General features: G+C 26.5%; 16 protein-coding genes. 3 read left to right on the top strand and 13 right to left on the bottom strand.

From position 1 onward, the window contains the following. Window positions 1-38: 38 nt before the first annotated feature. The 13 genes from HA146_RS06785 to gmd form a co-directional block, all read right to left on the bottom strand. Entirely contained in the window at window positions 39-1157 is a 1119-nt protein-coding gene (locus HA146_RS06785) for a glycosyltransferase (protein ID WP_209108812.1), read from the bottom strand. Beyond that, the gene (locus HA146_RS06780; RefSeq protein ID WP_209108811.1) at window positions 1154-2002 is read right to left on the bottom strand and encodes a glycosyltransferase family 2 protein; all 849 of its coding nucleotides are present in this window, start codon (window positions 2000-2002) and stop codon (window positions 1154-1156) included. Before HA146_RS06780 ends, HA146_RS06785 begins: the two co-directional genes overlap by 4 nt. A gap of 116 nt (window positions 2003-2118) precedes the next feature. Continuing rightward, complete coding sequence (locus HA146_RS06775; protein ID WP_209108810.1) at window positions 2119-2535, bottom strand: sugar 3,4-ketoisomerase; 417 nt, start codon at window positions 2533-2535, stop codon at window positions 2119-2121. Between the two features lie 60 nt (window positions 2536-2595). Beyond that, window positions 2596-4098, bottom strand: coding sequence for a hypothetical protein (locus tag HA146_RS06770; protein WP_209108809.1), 1503 nt, complete (start codon window positions 4096-4098; stop codon window positions 2596-2598). 4 nt (window positions 4099-4102) lie between these two features. Beyond that, the gene (locus HA146_RS06765) at window positions 4103-5002 is read right to left on the bottom strand and encodes a phytanoyl-CoA dioxygenase family protein (RefSeq protein WP_209108808.1); all 900 of its coding nucleotides are present in this window, start codon (window positions 5000-5002) and stop codon (window positions 4103-4105) included. A gap of 77 nt (window positions 5003-5079) precedes the next feature. Further along, the gene (locus HA146_RS06760; protein WP_209108807.1) at window positions 5080-5469 is read right to left on the bottom strand and encodes a hypothetical protein; all 390 of its coding nucleotides are present in this window, start codon (window positions 5467-5469) and stop codon (window positions 5080-5082) included. A gap of 28 nt (window positions 5470-5497) precedes the next feature. Further along, a complete protein-coding gene (locus tag HA146_RS06755) occupies window positions 5498-6388 on the bottom strand; it encodes a hypothetical protein (protein ID WP_209108806.1) in 891 nt (296 codons plus the stop codon). A gap of 49 nt (window positions 6389-6437) precedes the next feature. Next, the gene (locus tag HA146_RS06750; RefSeq protein ID WP_209108805.1) at window positions 6438-7664 is read right to left on the bottom strand and encodes a glycosyltransferase; all 1227 of its coding nucleotides are present in this window, start codon (window positions 7662-7664) and stop codon (window positions 6438-6440) included. Between the two features lie 106 nt (window positions 7665-7770). After that, window positions 7771-9558 carry an ABC transporter ATP-binding protein gene (locus HA146_RS06745; RefSeq protein WP_209108804.1) on the bottom strand — a complete coding sequence of 596 codons (1788 nt, stop codon included), beginning with the start codon at window positions 9556-9558 and terminating at the stop codon, window positions 7771-7773. Between the two features lie 75 nt (window positions 9559-9633). Then, entirely contained in the window at window positions 9634-10503 is an 870-nt protein-coding gene (gene rfbA, locus HA146_RS06740) for a glucose-1-phosphate thymidylyltransferase RfbA (protein ID WP_209108803.1), read from the bottom strand. A gap of 46 nt (window positions 10504-10549) precedes the next feature. Next, window positions 10550-11563 (bottom strand): dTDP-glucose 4,6-dehydratase, encoded by a 1014-nt coding sequence (gene rfbB, locus HA146_RS06735; protein WP_245211332.1) that lies wholly within the window; start codon window positions 11561-11563, stop codon window positions 10550-10552. A gap of 85 nt (window positions 11564-11648) precedes the next feature. After that, on the bottom strand, window positions 11649-12632 hold the full coding sequence (locus HA146_RS06730) for a GDP-L-fucose synthase family protein (RefSeq protein ID WP_209108802.1): 984 nt from the start codon (window positions 12630-12632) through the stop codon (window positions 11649-11651). Then, the gene (gene gmd, locus HA146_RS06725) at window positions 12629-13708 is read right to left on the bottom strand and encodes a GDP-mannose 4,6-dehydratase (protein WP_209108801.1); all 1080 of its coding nucleotides are present in this window, start codon (window positions 13706-13708) and stop codon (window positions 12629-12631) included. Before gmd ends, HA146_RS06730 begins: the two co-directional genes overlap by 4 nt. Window positions 13709-13925: 217 nt before the next feature. Between gmd and HA146_RS06720 the strand changes: the two genes are divergently transcribed. Genes HA146_RS06720 through HA146_RS06710 form a run of 3 tightly spaced genes read left to right on the top strand, consistent with a single transcriptional unit; the run spans window position 13926 to window position 16837 of the window. Further along, a complete protein-coding gene (locus tag HA146_RS06720; RefSeq protein WP_209108800.1) occupies window positions 13926-15038 on the top strand; it encodes a DegT/DnrJ/EryC1/StrS family aminotransferase in 1113 nt (370 codons plus the stop codon). A gap of 16 nt (window positions 15039-15054) precedes the next feature. Then, the gene (locus HA146_RS06715) at window positions 15055-15873 is read left to right on the top strand and encodes a formyltransferase family protein (RefSeq protein ID WP_209108799.1); all 819 of its coding nucleotides are present in this window, start codon (window positions 15055-15057) and stop codon (window positions 15871-15873) included. A 37-nt stretch (window positions 15874-15910) separates the two neighbouring features. Next, window positions 15911-16837: a polysaccharide deacetylase family protein gene (locus tag HA146_RS06710; RefSeq protein ID WP_209108798.1), complete on the top strand. Its 927-nt coding sequence runs from the start codon at window positions 15911-15913 to the stop codon at window positions 16835-16837. The last annotated feature ends 1 nt before the right edge of the window (window position 16838 follow it).

The raw sequence follows: 16838 nt of genomic DNA, 5'->3' as shown, positions 1-16838 counted from the left end.
TAAAAGATTTATCAGAATTAAATTAGATGAAAATCTTTTTACAAGTATTTTTTTAGGATTATATTTAATTCTCCCATTCTTTTTTCGTAAGTATGATCTTTTAGTGTTCTTTTTTGTCCAGCTAATGATATTTTCTTTAATTGATCTTGATTCCTTAAATAATAAGAAGCTTTATCAGAGGCTTCTTCTTTTGACTTATATGTAATTACTTCTTTATCTATTACAAACATTTCATTTAAATTATCTTTATAGTCTGTTAGCAGTAGCGAACCCATACCAGTAGCTTCAAAAAGTCTCATATTATTAGCGTAATTCTTTGAAGTTGATATATGTCTATTAAGTGATATGAGACTTCTCTGAAGTGTGCTATACATTTCTAAACCCCATTTTTCTCCAGAGTGACATCTTCTGATTTTTGAAAAAATAGGTAAGTTTTTTACACCCTGTCCAAATATTTTTAAATTATTCTTTTTAATAAGATATTCAAGTATTGGCATTGCTTTGTTATGGTATTTACTAATACTTCCTACAAAGCTGAAATTTATATCTTTTTTTTGATGTTTTAATCTTTTAAGAACTCTTGAATCAAAACCTATTCTAAAATATTCACTATTAATTCCTAATTTCTTAATTTGACCTACAAAATGTGGGAATGAGGTAAGAATTAAATCATAAGGCTCTAAAAAAGAAATTGGAGGTAAAGGAGATGCGATCTGTCCAACAACTAATTTAGAATAATTTTTTATATTTAATAAAACTTCTTTTGGGAAAAATGATAAATTTTGAATATAAATAATATCAGGTTTAATTTTTTTTATTTGCTCAAAGGCAATATCCGCTAAGTTTGGAAGCTTATTTAAGAAATTACCAAATATCGGAATTTTGAATATTTTGTAATTAAGATTTATTCTGAAAACCTTAATATTATTTTCTTTGGCCCAAGCATTTTGTAAGTATTTGCAATTAACTATTAAATCGGAGGCTTTAAATGCTTTATGGTTATTCAAGTAATAACTATAATAATCTGAAGTACCGAAACTGGAATCTATCAAAGCTTTTAATTGATCATCATAAGTAGACCTTTTAAGATATTTATTTGTTTGATAAAATTTATCTAAAAAATCTTCATAATAAGTATCTATTATTAAAATTCTCAAAATAATTTACTTCCTCGATTTGGGATTATCATAAATATGATTATCCTAAAAGGCAAGGTTATCAATCCTAACCAATCACTGGCTTGGATCCAAAATGCAATCTTAGCAACAAAATAGGAAGAAGATTTTCTGACTAATAATTTTGTTAAAAATTTTTCTTTTTTACGTTCAGCTTTTTTTTTCATGAAATCTTCCTCAGAAAAGACACAATTATTTAAAGAGACAAGTAATTTTAGTCCCACTTTCTTAGCTCTCAAAGAAAGTTCATAGTCTGAATAATAATGAGGTAATAATTTTGGTCTCATCCCTCCACATTGTTTTATTTTTTCGAAGGGATAAATAACTCCTCTTCCTGATAAAACATCTGATTCTGCAATATCAAAACTTTGATATTTCTTTTTATTTTTTAATTCATCATTTATTTGTAAATTCCAAGTATCTACCTTTATTGTTAAAGAAGTTATTTCGGGAGTTTTGTTACAATTTTTGATTGCACTTCCAATCGCCGCTGGATAATATTTTTTAGCAAGATTAAATAAGTTTTTAATGTAATTTTTTTCTATAATGACGTCATTATTAATTAGAAGAACCCAATCTGTATAATTTGCAATTTTTTCTAAATAATTAAAGGCTAAATTAACAGCACCTCCCCATAGAAGATTGCCAGTACCTTTTATTGTTTTAATATCATTTTGTTCTATGAGCCATTCTCTTGTGCCATCTGTTGATCCATCATCAATAATGATTGTATGAATAAAATCTTTTGCAGTTTGTTCCCGTAAACATGAAACTATACTTTTAGTTTTTTCTAATCGATTAAAAACAGGAATAACTACATAAATCATTATTTACTTTTTTGATAAATTAACATTATTTATTTCCTTTCCCTAAAATATCAATTAATAGATTATCTATTCAAATTTATGTAATTAAAAAAAATAAAAAATTTAAAGTTTTTAAGCTATATCTCTTTAAGAGATCTAAATTCTTTAAATTTGCTGTAATCTCTTATGTAATCTGACTCTTCATATTTATGCGTACAAAAAACTATTAATATACTTTGCTCTGACAAATAATCTTGAGATGACCAAATCTCATTTGGGATTTTTAAAATCTTTTTAGGATTATCTAAAAAGATTTTACTAGAATATTTACTATCATCACATTGAATTAAGCACTTACCTTTAATACAACAAAGATATTGTATGCATTTTTTGTGCGCATGATTCCCTCTTGTTGAATTTTTTTTTCCTAAAACAATAAATGTCCTTTTTATAGATGTGTTAAAAATATCAGAATATTCATAAGGAATAAGAACCCCTTCTTCATTGCAAAAAGTTCTTGTTTCAATTAATTCAAGATCTTTGATAGTGTTCATAAATTTAGATTAATGAGATATTTATAAAAATTTTTAAAATAAATTAATTATCATATTTTTCTATAAAATTATATCTTTTATTATTTTAATTGTGTTTTTGTCTGAAAAATAATCAGACTTGATTTTACATATACTCTTTTTAAACTCTTTTAAATATTTCTTATTATTTAGAAGCTTTTCTAACTCTTTTTTTGCATCATTCAAATTAAAAACTTCTACTGCAGCTCCTTGTTTTGCTATCTCAGGGATGTATTTTGGAAGTGTTCCAAAACTACAAATTAATGGAACAACATTTAATGCAATGGATTCCATTATTACACTAGAAAAAACACTTACTGCAATATCTATTGATTCTAAATCATTAGAAATACTATTTTCTTCAGGATAAGATATGATGACATTTTTAAATTTTGAGATTTCATTTTTGAAGTTTTTATTGATTTTTGAAGAGGGATGCTCTCTTATAATAAAGTCGATATTTTTATATTTTTTAATTGAAAATAAAATCAATTTATAAAAAACTCTGATTTCTTTTTTATCCAATAGAGCACATTCTCCTTGCAAGAAGAAACCAACTTTAAATTTTTTCTTTGAGATTACCTTATAGTTATTTTTAGTTTTTAAAGAGTGATTCCCAACTATCATAAACTCTTGTTTTGGATTATATTTTTGTAGCAGTTTTGAGGTCCCAGTGCCCCAGGCTAAAAATTTTGAAAATTGCATATTTCTGAATCCTGTATCTATAAATGGTGGGTAACCATGCTGAACACAAAAAGTTGAAATATTCATGGATTTTGCAACTTCCGAAATTAAAATATCTTTTGGTGCAACTCCCTCTATAACTAAAATTGATTTTGGTTTAATACGCTTTAAAATAAAAATTAAATCATCAACTATATTAAATAATTCTAAAAATTCAACCATATAATTAGAAGAATTTAAATGATTATAATTTGAATAATAACTTTTAAAATCTATTACCTTATAATTTCTTTTTTTAATTTGTTCCCAAAAAATTTCATCATTACCTGCTTCAATAATAAATGAATCTTTAGGCAAAGCACTTAATATAGGTTTAAGAATACTTAGAAATTTAATATGGTTAATACTTATTATAATTTTACTCCTTTTATTTTTAATTTTTCTCTTAAGCAAAATTTTTCTTAGGTTTTGTATTGTATTTCTCCAAAATTGAATTGATTTTTTTAAAACTACTCTTTTAATATTTTTCTTTAAGTATTGATTAGAAATATTTTTATTTAAAATAAAATATAGAATATCTTTTTCAATAGGACTTAAATTAGGTAAATTAGTTTTTGAGTTTTTTCTTAAATAGTATTTTTCATAGTTTAGGAAAAGACTTTTAGAGTTAATACACTTTATATAGATGCATCTTTCTATCGAATATCTCATGTTGATGTCCCTATAATTAAAAGCATTTTTATCTTTATTTAAAATACTTTGAGTATAGTTTTCTATTGAATTACAAATATCTACTGAATACTGAAAGCCATTCCCCTTAAAATCAATTTTTGAATAATCAATTAATTTTTTATTAAACATATTATTAATAGATTTTTTTCTTTTTTGGAAAAACATTAAATTTTTCAAAAAGTTCTTTAGAAACTTGCTCCTCTCTATAAAAATAATTCGTTAAGGCATATCTGCAACCTCTTTTTATTGGAGCTCCTCTGTGCAAAGTACTAGTATCAAACAAAATTAATGATCCAGCCTCTGCACAAAATGATTTTTTTCTGTGTTTATTTTTATGTAATATTTTTTTTATCTCTTCATCACTTAGACGATATTGGTTAAATTTCAAATTAGCAGACTTCATATCACTTAATTGTGAATTAATCTTTTGAGAATTCAAAATTAACTCAAATGGACCATTATCCATATTTACATCAGTTAGATAAAGCATTGATTTAAATTGTCTATGAAATCCATCTCGATGCCAACCTTCTCCAGAACCTTTATTCCCAATTTTGAAATTCATTTTAGCTGCCAATGTAAATGTGAGGATTGTCTTTTGGCCATTAAATCTGTTGGCTATTTCATTTATATTTCTGTCTTTGAAGTAATTATTTATAAAATCAGAACAGTTTTCAGCTCCAAAAAATCTTTCGTCGGATAAACAATTAGAGTTTACATATTTAGGATATTTTTCTATGAATTTATTAATTTCTATTATTACTTTTTCACAAGCTTCCTTTGACCAGTAATTTTTAAGAACATAATATCCATTTAACTCCAGTTGATTAATGATATGAGAGTTATAATCATCAATATTTGCTAAATGTGATTTATTTTTATTTCTTTTGATAAAGAAAATATTATGCTCAACTTTTGTAAGAAGTTTTGCCATGTATTTCGGTACTTTATTATTAAAAATTTTTTTAATAATACTTGAAAAACTTTTTAAGATTAATAATCTAATTTCTATAAAAATGTTTCTTAAATTCATAAATAATTTTTAGTAAAAGAAATATAAAGAAAAAATATATTTGAAATATTGACTATCTTTTCTTTTGACACGAGATTTTACTTAGAGTATATTTCTTTTATATATCTAGATATAATATTGCTTACAAGTTTATAACCATAATCAGAAAAATGGCCATCAATATGATCTCCTGATTTAAAAAGTTTATCTATATCTTTATCTAGATTATAGAATCTGATATTGTTCTTGATTGAAAAATCTCTAACTAAATTTTTTTGAAGATGATGGGTCTTTTCATATTTAACTTTATCAATATATTCTTTAGAGTTCCATCCACCCCACCCAAGATAAATCATCACAAGTTCCCCACCGTTTGATTCAATATAATTTTTAGCTTCTTTTAATATCTCTTTAGATGCTTTAGCCATAAGTAAATCTTCTTTATGTGGTAATCTTCTCACTAATATTTCTCTTCTAGAAATGATCATATTTCTTGGAGTTTGTTTTTCTTTATAATTAGAGTATTTTTTTTTCTTTTCTTATTTTTTTAATTAAAGAAAAGGTTTTTGGGAAATAATTTTTAATTATATTTTTTGTATTAGAGTAAATATCTTTTTGATTATGATTTTTCTTAGATATTTTATTTAGGCTTTTAGAATCTTCTTGATTATTAAATTGTTGGTAAACTTGTAAAATTTCTTTTACGCTTTTATCTGCATTCAATTTATTTATAGGATTTATGAGGTTTTGGCTATATCCTTCACGCATATAAAATCTTAATGGAGATTGTAATTCATCTTGTAAATTTCTAAGGTCGTTACCAACCCAAAACCAGAAAACATGATTTGGTTTATATTCTGAAGCATATTCTTTAAGTAAAGCTAATGAAAGTAAGGGCCCAGCACCTCCTTGAGCAAAGGTAGCTATTTTAAGATTTTTATTCTGTTTAGATAGGTTTTGTTGTATCGAACTTTTATTAGTACATGCTCCATCTAAATAAGAATCTCCTATTAAAGCAATATCAATTTTTTGTGATTCAAAAACATCATCATTATTTGGAAAGCCATGCCTATCAGAAAAATAATTAGAAAGAAATCCTTGTTCATTGCAGTAATAAGTTTTTATATTTGATATTCCATTAATCGGTAATATATTTTTTTTTAAATCTATAATATTAGTTGCAAAATCAGGATAATAATTTAGTGAATAGTCCCTACCTAAACCATCATTAATTAAAGCTTCTTCTGCAGTATTGAAATTTTTAGAATCGTTATTTATTTTTTCTGCACTTGTGATGATATTTTCCCTTTCGCTAGAAATGAAATCGTAAATAAGAAATACTCCAATACCTATAAATGAAAATAGGAATAAAAATATTGCATTATATTTGAGTATTTTATTATTCAAGTTTTTTGCAAATTTGAAAGTTAATATAAAAAAATTTTTATTTATTCTACTAAATTATAGATTTAAATAAATGTTTCTTAATTTTATTTAAAATTGGCAATATAAAATAACCTTTTAAATATTCTTTTATGTCAAAAAAACTAAATTTCTTTTTATCCTTTGAAGTAATTTCTGAGAATAATAGATCTTCACTAAAATCTTTATTCAATTTATTTATACCGTTTATCCATTCGAAAAATAGATTTTCATTATAAAAGAACTGCATATCATTTTTATATCCGTGACAAGGTAATCTAAATAGAAGATCATTTAAATACCAAATACTATTATTGTTCTTAAGAATAAGAAACTTTTCTTCTAAAAGTTCTTTTAATTTTCTCTGATTAACTTCCTCATTGAACATATTTTCTAAATTTAAATATTTAAAATCAAAAAATTTGTAATTATTTAATCCGCTCAGTATTTGATTAGCGGCCACTTTTGGTAAATCATCGACTTCAATTATATTTTTCTCATTAAAAAAACTTCTTAGACCTGATTGAAGTTTATTTGATACTATACAAGGAACATTTAAACTAAATGCTTCAGCTAATACTCTAGGACCACCTTCTAGATAAGAATTTATAAAAATAAATTTTGATCTAGATATAATTTCTTGGATAAAACTATGTGGTATTGGAAAGTTTCCAAAAGATTCTTGTGATGAACTTAAAAAAGTAATATTTTTCAATTCTGTACAACTAAATATTAGTTTTGGAAGTTTAAAGAATTTTTCATCAATACCTAATTTATAGGTTCTTGATCCTTGAGACTGAATTCTTGGATCTGGAACTATAAAAATAACTTTTAAGTCTTTTTTTAATTTAAAAAGTTCCTTGATCGTATAAAGTGTCTCCTCAATTCTTTTTATTTTTGAAGGCCTAGATACTATACATATATCCCATTTTTTTTTCGAATTATTAATATTATTTTTTGGCAAAAAATATTCTGCTGTTAAAGGAATAATTTTTGCATCTTGAATATTAGACAAAAATTTAGAATTTTTAATATCCCCCCACATGTAGAATGATTCCCATTCAGAAACTGGCCAATATTGCATATGTTGGCAATTACCCTGAATATGAACTCCAAAAATCCATTTATTTTCTTTGGACATTTTTGTTAAAAATTCTCTTATTTTTTTTGATCTTGCAGGAAGTCCTCGTAATACTTCATTATGAGTAAATGTTATTATTCCAGGGCTATTTTTTGAACTTTTTTTTAATATACAAGGCATTTTTTCTTTTTCTTATTTTCTTATAATATCAATAAAGCTCTGAAGGCTAAATAATGATAGAAATTTCTTATCTTTATTTATACTAATAAAACAATTTTTTTAAAAACTATTGATGTGCCATGTCTCTAAAAGTTTTGTATGTTTTTATAAGACTCTCATAGCTTCCTGAATCTGCAATTGAACCATTTTTGAAAAAATAAATTTGATCACAATTTTTTACAGTAGACAATCTGTGTGCAACTATTATTATCGTCATTTTTTTATTTAAATTATCAACTGCTTGCATAACAGCCTTTTCGGTAAGGTTGTCTAGTGAGCTTGTGGCTTCATCAAGTATTAATACTGTCGGATTATTATAAATCGCTCTAGCTATACCAATTCTTTGTCTTTGCCCCCCCGATAACCTTACTCCTCTTTCGCCAATTTTAGTTAAATATTTTTTAGGAAGTTTATTTACAAAATTATGAAGATTAGCGACTTTGGAAGCACAAATTACTTTATCTAAATTTATTTCTTCTTTCTTTACTCCAAAAGCAATATTAGAAGCAATATCTTCATCTGAAATAAAAATCTCTTGTGGAACGTATCCAACGTTTTTCTGCCATAACTTTGAGTTCGTTGGAGTTATTATTTCGCTGTCAATTTTAATATTTCCGCTTTGAGGCTCTAATAGTCCCAATATTATATCTATTGTGGTACTTTTACCACTTCCTGTTTCTCCTACTAGTCCAACTTTTGTATTAGCTTTTATTTCAAGGTTAAGGTTATTTATTATTTTTTTATTTTGATCTTCATAAGCAAAGTTTATATTTTCTAATAAAAGTGAGTCTTTAAGTTCTATTTTAATTTCATTATTATAATTATAAAACTTATTGCTATTTAAATTTATAGAATCATTATATATATTTTTTAAAGGGATTTTTACATATCTTAGTTGAGCAAAATTAGAATATATTTGTTGTAGTGAAGGCAATAATCTATAACCTGCGAAAAGATAAAGAGTTATAAATGGGAGAGCGCTTTTAAGATTTAAATTATTAGCAATCATAAATAAAATTATAATTTGAACCGATCCGAAAGCAATTATTTCTACAAAATACCTCGGCAAAATAGTTGTAATTTGCAAATTGGAATTTCTAAAAGCATACTTCTTTGCTAATGGTTTAAATCTTTCAAGATATCTAGATTCTAAGCCCAGAATTTTTATCACTTTATAAGCATTAAAAGCTTCATTTAAAAGTTTAAATCGTAATGAATTTGTTTTACTTCTTTCTGCTCCAATTCTTTTTAAGAATTGGCTTACAGTTTTAAAAATTATTAAGTAAAGAAAAAGTAGAATAAAGATAATAGAAAAAGCTAATTTTGCTTCTGCAACTATTAGTAAAGTTATAAGCGATATTGCTACAATACTTTGTGCTGCAATATTTACCAAAGGCATCAAGCCACAATTTACAATTGTACTTACTTCTTCGATTATATTCTTACCAAGTACTGAACTATTTCTATTTAGAAACCAAGAATGTGGTTGATGGATATATAAATCAAACATTCTTTGAGATAAGCCACATTCACATATTTCTGCAAATAATATTTGAAAATATGTAGTAAAAGACTTAATTACTAAGGATATAGTGAATAATAATAAACAAAGTAAGCCAATAAAAATAATAAAATACTTTTCATTATTAATTCCAATGAAATTATAAATTTTCAAAATTAAAGGCTGACTATAAATGATTTCTGTATTTGTAATTAGGCCAATAAAAGGAAATATGGAGGCTACGCTAAAAACCTCTATAAATGCCATTATTAAAACTAAGATTAGTAATTTGTATCCTTTTGATTTTTCCTCTTTGCTAAATAAACTAATTATTTTCTTAAAATCATTTAACATGTAAATCTATTAGATTTGATTTTAATATAACAGTTTAATGAGATTGATTTATTTACCTGTAATTAAATAAATTAATTAATTCTTATCACCTAAAAGAGATAACAAATAGTTACCATAGTTCGATTTTTTATATTGCAATGCAATCGATTTTAGTTGATCTGATGAAATATAACTTTTTTTATATGCAATTTCCTCAGGGCAACTAATCTTTAGACCTTGCCGATGTTCCAAAGTCGCCACAAATTGACTAGCCTCAAGCAATGAATCATGTGTACCTGTGTCTAGCCATGCATGCCCTCTGCCTAACTTATTAACATTTAACCGATTTTGTTCTAAATAAACTTTTAAAATATCAGTAATTTCAAGTTCACCTCTTTTTGAAGGTTTTAAGTCTTTAGCAAAACTTACTACATCTTTATCAAAAAAATAAAGACCTGTAATCGCATGATTAGAAACATTTTCAGTAGGCTTCTCGATTAGTTTTACCGGCTTTTGATTTTGATTAAATTCAATAATGCCATATCTATGTGGATCTCTGACTTGTGAAGAAAAAATTGAAGCACCCAAGAAATTCTTAGCTGATATTAAGTCTCTCGAAAGCTCATTTCCATAAAAAATATTATCACCAAGAATTAAGGCACAATTTTCATTATTAATAAATTTTTCTCCAATTATGAATGCCTCTGCAATACCATTAGGTTTATTTTGAACTGCATAAGAAATATTTAAACCCCACTTATTTCCATTACCAAGTAATTTTTTAAATCTAAAGACATCAAATTCAGTAGTGATTAGCAAAATATCTCTTATTTCTGCCAGCATTAATGTTGACAATGGATAATAAACCATTGGCTTATCATATATGGGCAGTAATTGTTTTGAAACCGCGAGGGTAGCGGGATTTAACCTAGTCCCTTTACCGCCGGCAAGAAGAATACCTTTCATAAGATTTATACCTCGCAATAATTTTATATCTAATCAATCAAATTTCTTAAATATAATGATTTTTGTTATTTAGATACCAAATTATAGTTTTTTTAATTCCTTCTTCAAATTGAATTTTTGGTTCCCATTGTAAATTTTTAAGTATCTTTAATGAATTAATGCCATATTTAAAGTCATGCCCAGGTCTGTCTTTGACATGAGTGATTAAATCGTTGAATGAATTTAAATTTGCAGGTTTTTCTATCACGATTTTATCTAAAATATCACATATTTTATTAACAACATCAATATTTACTCTTTGATTATTACTTCCAATATTATAAGTTTCGCCAATCTTTCCTTCTGAAATGACTCTTAATAATGCTTCAGCATGATCCTCAACATGTAACCAATCCCTTACCTGCAGACCATCTCCATAAATTGGGATTTTTTTTCCTTGAATAGCATTTAGTATTGTAAGAGGAATCAATTTCTCTGGGAATTGAAAGGGACCATAATTATTAGAGCAATTAGTAATCACTATTGGTAAATTATATGTTTTAAACCATGAGCGAACTAAATGATCAGAACTTGCCTTTGAAGCAGCATATGGTGAGCTGGGCTGATATTTAGAATTCTCATCAAAAGTTTTATCTGAGTTCAGACTTCCATAAACCTCGTCAGTAGAGATATGATGAAATTTGAATCTGGTTTTTCTTGCATATGGTAATGAATTCCAATATTGGAGGCAACTTTTCAATAATATAAAGGTTCCAAGAATATTTGTATTTATAAATTCTGAAGGATTATTTATTGAATTATCTACATGAGATTCTGCTGCAAGGTGCATTAAGAAATCTGGTTGATAACTATCCAATAATTTTTGAATAAGATTTTCATCACAAATATCTCCTTTTATAAATTGATAGCGATCACAATCCTGGATAGACTTTAAATTAAATAAATTTGCGGCATAAGTATGTTTATCTAAATTCAAAACATTATGTTTGGTATCTTCTAAAATTTTTCTTATTAGAGCAGATCCAATAAATCCGAGTCCACCAGTAATAAGAAATTTCAATTTTATTATCTTTATCCTTTATTAATAATTTATCATTAATGCAGTTACATTAGTCTCTTTATTCCTTTAAGTAAATAAAAGATATTTATTTTTCTAAATAATAATTATCTAAGTAATCTTGATAAGTTTTTTCTAATCCAATATTAAGTTCTATTTTTGGATGCCAACCTAAGTTGTTAATAAGACTAGTATTTAAGAGTTTTCTAGGTGAACCGTCCGGTTTTGAGCTATCAAACTCAATGAGTCCTTTATAATTTATTATTTTGGCTATTTTAAAAGCCAAATCTTTAATTGTTATATCTAAACCTGTACCAACATTTATATGACTACACATAGGATCTATAAATTTATTTATTTTTGATTTATCAAGATTCATGATATGTAGACATGCCTCAGCGAGGTCATCCACATGAAGGAATTCTCTCTTTGGACTACCCGTACCCCAAATCTCAACTTTTTCTAGATTTTTAATCTTAGCATCATGAATTCTTCTTATTAAAGCTGGGATTACATGACTATTTTTTTCATGATAATTATCTCCAGGACCATATAAATTTGTAGGCATTATGCTGCGATAATCAATTCCATGGCTTTCCGAATATTGGCGATTATAACTTTCACATACTTTTATTCCGGCTATTTTTGCAATTGCATATGGTTCATTAGTTTTCTCTAAAAATCCATTAAGTAAATCTTTTTCACTTATTGGTTGATCGCATAGTTTGGGATAAATGCAACTTGAGCCTAAAAAAAGTAACTTTTTTATTCCAAAATTAAAGGCGGTTTGGATAATATTTGTCTGTATTAAAAGATTCTCAGTAATGAATTCTGCGGGATAAGTATTATTTGCAAAAATACCGCCTACTTTAGCTGCTGCAATATAAACTTCATTTGGTTTCTCATAATGAAAGAATTTTCTTACAGAATCTTGGTTAGTTAAATCAAGCTCTTTTCTTGTTCTTGTAAGTATTATGATATTTTTGCTTTTTTTTAAAACCTTTAAAATTGCAGATCCCACCATCCCATTGTGCCCAGCAATAAAAATTCTTTTTTGAGATGTATTTGTCATTCGTAATAATCTAAAATTGAATAACCACTATTTCTAATTAATTCATTTCTTTTTGAAATTTTATAATCTTCTTCAACCATTTCTTCCACTAAGTTTTGGAAACTAATTTTTGGTTTCCATCCCAATTTTTCATGAGCTTTAGTAGCATCTCCTAATAATGTCTCAACTTCTGTAGGCCTAAAATATCTTTCATCAATTTTAATAACTTCCTTATTCTTATATATCCCAACTTCATTAAGGCCACTTCCTTTCCACTCGATATCCATTTTTAGAGCTTGTGCAGCAATTTCTATAAATTCTCTTACAGAGTATTGAATACCCGTTGCGATAACAAAATCTTCAGGTTTATTTTGCTGAAGCATTAACCATTGCATCTCGACATAATCTTTAGCATGGCCCCAATCTCGCTTGGCATTTAGATTGCCTAGGTATAAACAATCTTGAAGCTTTAATTTAATTCTTGAGAGTCCGCGGGTAATTTTCCTCGTTACAAATGTTTCACCTCTTACTGGAGATTCGTGATTAAATAAAATTCCATTGCAAGCATAAATACCATATGCTTCTCTATAATTTACGGTTATCCAATATGCATATAATTTGGCTATTGCATAAGGACTCCTAGGGTAAAAAGGTGTAGTTTCTTTTTGCGGAGTTTCTTGAACCATTCCATATAATTCAGAGGTACTTGCTTGATAAAAACGTGTCTTTTTTTCTAGGTTAAGAATTCTAATAGATTCAAGAATTCTGAGAGCACCTAATCCATCAGAGTTTGCTGTATATTCAGGCTCTTCGAATGATACAGCAACATGACTTTGGGCAGCTAAATTATAAATCTCATCTGGTTGGACTTGTTGAATTATGCGTGTAAGAGAAATTGAATCAGTCATATCTCCATGATGCAAAATGAAATTTCTTTTTTCTAAATGTGGATCTTGATATAAATGATCAATTCTTTCAGTATTGAATAGAGATGATCTTCTTTTGATACCATGTACCTCATAACCTTTATTAATAAGTAATTCGGCCAGATATGAACCATCTTGTCCTGTAATGCCTGTTATTAAAGCTTTTTTCATATAAAAATGCCAGATAGTTTTTAATTAATTTTTACTATTAATTGTTTAAAACAAAATTTTTTTAAATAATTAAAAATCAAAAACCAAGAATTATTGCTGCAATTAAGATTGCGTGGATAATTTAAAATTTCTTCAATTCTCAATTATTCAAGTTACATGATTTATTTACTTAAAGTATATTAGTATAGTATTCATCCAAATAAAACTATGTTTTAAAATGGGCGAAACAATACCCTCTTGGACATATGAATATGAATTGAATGAGAATAAAAAAACTTATTTTGATTTAATAAATAAAGTATTTGATTCAGGAAGGCTTATTCTTGGTCAGGAATTAGAAAACTTTGAAAAGAATTTTTCAGAGTATATAGGTACAAATTTTGCTATTGGGTGTGATAATGCAACTAATGCACTTTTTTTGATTTTAAAGTCTATAGGAATAAAAAAAGGGGAAGAGGTTATTACAGTAGCAAATACAGCAATACCAACCGTTTCAGCTATAAGGCAATCTGGAGGAACTCCAATATTTGTTGATGTAAATGAAAACGCCCTAATTGATATCAATAAAATTAAAAATGCTCTAACTAGCAAAACCAAAGCAATTATTGCTGTACATCTCTATGGTTATCCTTGTGATATTCAAGAGATTAAAAAATTATCAAATCAATATGATATTACTTTAATAGAAGACTGTAGCCAAGCACATGGAGCAAGTTTTAAAGGTAAGAAAGTAGGATCTATAGGGGATTTTTCAGCGTTTTCCTTTTATCCAACTAAACCATTGGGGGCTTATGGCGATGCTGGAATTATTTGTACTAATGATATTGATAAATATCAACTAATTAAAAGATTAAGATTCTATGGGATCGAAAAAGATTATGTTGCTGAAGTTGATGGTTTTAATTCTAGGATGGATGAAATACAAGCAGCTATTCTTAATTTCAAGTTAAAAAAACTAGAAAAGAATATTTTTTATAGAAAAAATATTGCTGAAATTTATTATAAAAATTTAACAAGAGAATTTTTCAATCCAATACCAATCCCAAAATATTCAAATTGCTCTTTTTATTTAATACCCTTTTATTTCGCAAAAAATAGAGATGATTTTCAAGAAAAATTAAAGAATGCTGGTGTGGGCACTAATGTTAGTTATAGAAATCCTATACATTTGATGAAAGCTTATCGTGATTTAGGATATAAAAAAGGTGACTTGCCAAAAACGGAATTATTTTGCAAACATAATATATCTTTGCCAATATTTGATTTGATGCCGATAGAAACTACTTACGAGGTCGTTAATAGAGTTAGTAAGGTCCTTGATAGTTACTAAGAAAAAAATATAATCTATGAAAAAAATTATCTTATTGACAGGAAATGAGAGAAGACATGAATTTTTTAGGAAAAATATTGCATCAGATAAACGTTATAAAGTTATTGCTAGCTTCTGTGAGGGGAATGAAAAAAGTTTATTAAATCGATCAATTAATAATAATGTTTCTAAAATAGAGAAACTACATGCTGCAGCAAGAGATTCTTCAGAAAGAGATTTTTTTGATACTTCAATTAGATTAACTGAGGATTTTTCAAATCCAATAATGATTAAAAAAGGAGAGATTAATGATAAATATATTATTGAAAAAATAATAAAAATTAATCCTGACCTTATAGTCTGTTATGGTTCTTCTTTAATAAAAGAGGAACTTATAAATGTATTTGAAAATCGTTTTTTAAATGTTCACTTAGGCTTATCACCTTACTATAGAGGAAGTGGTACTAATATATGGGCATTAATAAATAATGAGCCACATATGGTAGGAGCTACTTTTATGTATTTAAATAAAGGTATAGATACAGGTAAAATTATTCATCAAATAAGAGCAAGTATATTTCTTGGAGACGGACCACATTCAATAGGTAATAGACTGATAAAAGAAATGTCAAATTTATACAAAGAAATAATTAATAAATTTAATGATTTAAGCCAAGAAGTTCAACCCATCTCTCAAGGTAAACTCTATCTTCAGAAAGATTTTGATGAAAAGGCTTGTAAAAGTCTTTACAGAAATTTTTCTAATAATTTAGTTGAAAATTATATCAATACTATAGATAGTATTAACTTGCCATATATTGTGAAGAATAAAGCTTTAGAAAAAATCTCTTCTTAAAGAATTTGTAGTTTTTAATTAGTTTTTAAAAGATTGTATGAAGGCCATAATGTATCACTACATTAAAAAATATGATGCAAGTCATCCAAATTTCAGATTTCTTGATTTTAAGAATTTCAAATTACAGTTAGATTTCTTTGATAAAAAATTTGGTTTTGTATCAAAAAAAGAATGGATTGATTTTATAGATAATGGTGTATATCCAAATTCTAAAGGTAAGGTAATTTTAACTTTTGATGATGGACTTCAATGCCATTATGAGATTGTTTTTAAAGAACTACTGAGAAGGGGATTATGGGGTATTTTCTATATTCCCGCAATGCCGCATATAGATAACAAGTTTTTAGATGTGCATAGAATCCACCTTTTAACGGGTGCTTTTTCTGGAGAAGTTTTGTTTCTATCTTTAAATAAATATCTTAGAAAATATATGATCCCAGATAGCAAGATTGAAGAATTTAACAAAAACACTTATAAGAATCAGGAAAACTCATATATGATTACAGAATTTAAAAAAATCCTAAATTATTATATTTCATATGAGTATCGAGAATTGTTAATTGATCAAATATCATTCGATTTGAATTATAAATTTAATATAGAGGATTTTTATATAAGACCAATCAATTTGAAAAATATGTCAAAAAATGGAATGATTATTGGATCACATTCTTATAGTCATCCAGTAATGAGTAAGTTATCTTTTGCTGAACAGAAAGTTGAAATTGAAAAATCACTTAAATTCTTAGAAAGTATAAATATTGTGGCACCAAAAACTTATTGTCACCCATATGGAGGTTTTCATACCTTTAACAAAAAAACAATTGAAATCTTAAATTTCGAGAAGGTGTCATATTCTTTTAATGTTGAACCGAGGGAAATTAGTCCTGATGATATTGATAATTCGAGGCAACATTTGCCAAGATTTGATTGTAATTTATTCCCTTATGGTAAAGCAGATTAAT

It is taken from the genome of Prochlorococcus marinus CUG1416, assembly GCF_017695965.1.
Classification (GTDB): domain Bacteria; phylum Cyanobacteriota; class Cyanobacteriia; order PCC-6307; family Cyanobiaceae; genus Prochlorococcus_A.
This window is presented reverse-complemented; position numbering and strand designations above follow the sequence as displayed.

What these genes read in the sequence shown, in the direction of transcription:
- HA146_RS06750 (WP_209108805.1), bottom strand. Translation starts at nt 7,664, where the DNA reads ATGCCTTGTATATTAAAAAAAAGTTCAAAAAATAGCCCTGGAATAATA.
- HA146_RS06780 (WP_209108811.1), bottom strand. Translation starts at nt 2,002, where the DNA reads ATGATTTATGTAGTTATTCCTGTTTTTAATCGATTAGAAAAAACTAAA.
- HA146_RS06720 (WP_209108800.1), top strand. Translation starts at nt 13,926, where the DNA reads ATGGGCGAAACAATACCCTCTTGGACATATGAATATGAATTGAATGAG.
- HA146_RS06730 (WP_209108802.1), bottom strand. Translation starts at nt 12,632, where the DNA reads ATGACAAATACATCTCAAAAAAGAATTTTTATTGCTGGGCACAATGGG.
- HA146_RS06770 (WP_209108809.1), bottom strand. Translation starts at nt 4,098, where the DNA reads ATGTTTAATAAAAAATTAATTGATTATTCAAAAATTGATTTTAAGGGG.
- rfbA (WP_209108803.1), bottom strand. Translation starts at nt 10,503, where the DNA reads ATGAAAGGTATTCTTCTTGCCGGCGGTAAAGGGACTAGGTTAAATCCC.
- HA146_RS06760 (WP_209108807.1), bottom strand. Translation starts at nt 5,469, where the DNA reads ATGATCATTTCTAGAAGAGAAATATTAGTGAGAAGATTACCACATAAA.
- HA146_RS06710 (WP_209108798.1), top strand. Translation starts at nt 15,911, where the DNA reads ATGAAGGCCATAATGTATCACTACATTAAAAAATATGATGCAAGTCAT.
- HA146_RS06715 (WP_209108799.1), top strand. Translation starts at nt 15,055, where the DNA reads ATGAAAAAAATTATCTTATTGACAGGAAATGAGAGAAGACATGAATTT.
- HA146_RS06765 (WP_209108808.1), bottom strand. Translation starts at nt 5,002, where the DNA reads ATGAATTTAAGAAACATTTTTATAGAAATTAGATTATTAATCTTAAAA.
- HA146_RS06745 (WP_209108804.1), bottom strand. Translation starts at nt 9,558, where the DNA reads ATGTTAAATGATTTTAAGAAAATAATTAGTTTATTTAGCAAAGAGGAA.
- HA146_RS06775 (WP_209108810.1), bottom strand. Translation starts at nt 2,535, where the DNA reads ATGAACACTATCAAAGATCTTGAATTAATTGAAACAAGAACTTTTTGC.
- gmd (WP_209108801.1), bottom strand. Translation starts at nt 13,708, where the DNA reads ATGAAAAAAGCTTTAATAACAGGCATTACAGGACAAGATGGTTCATAT.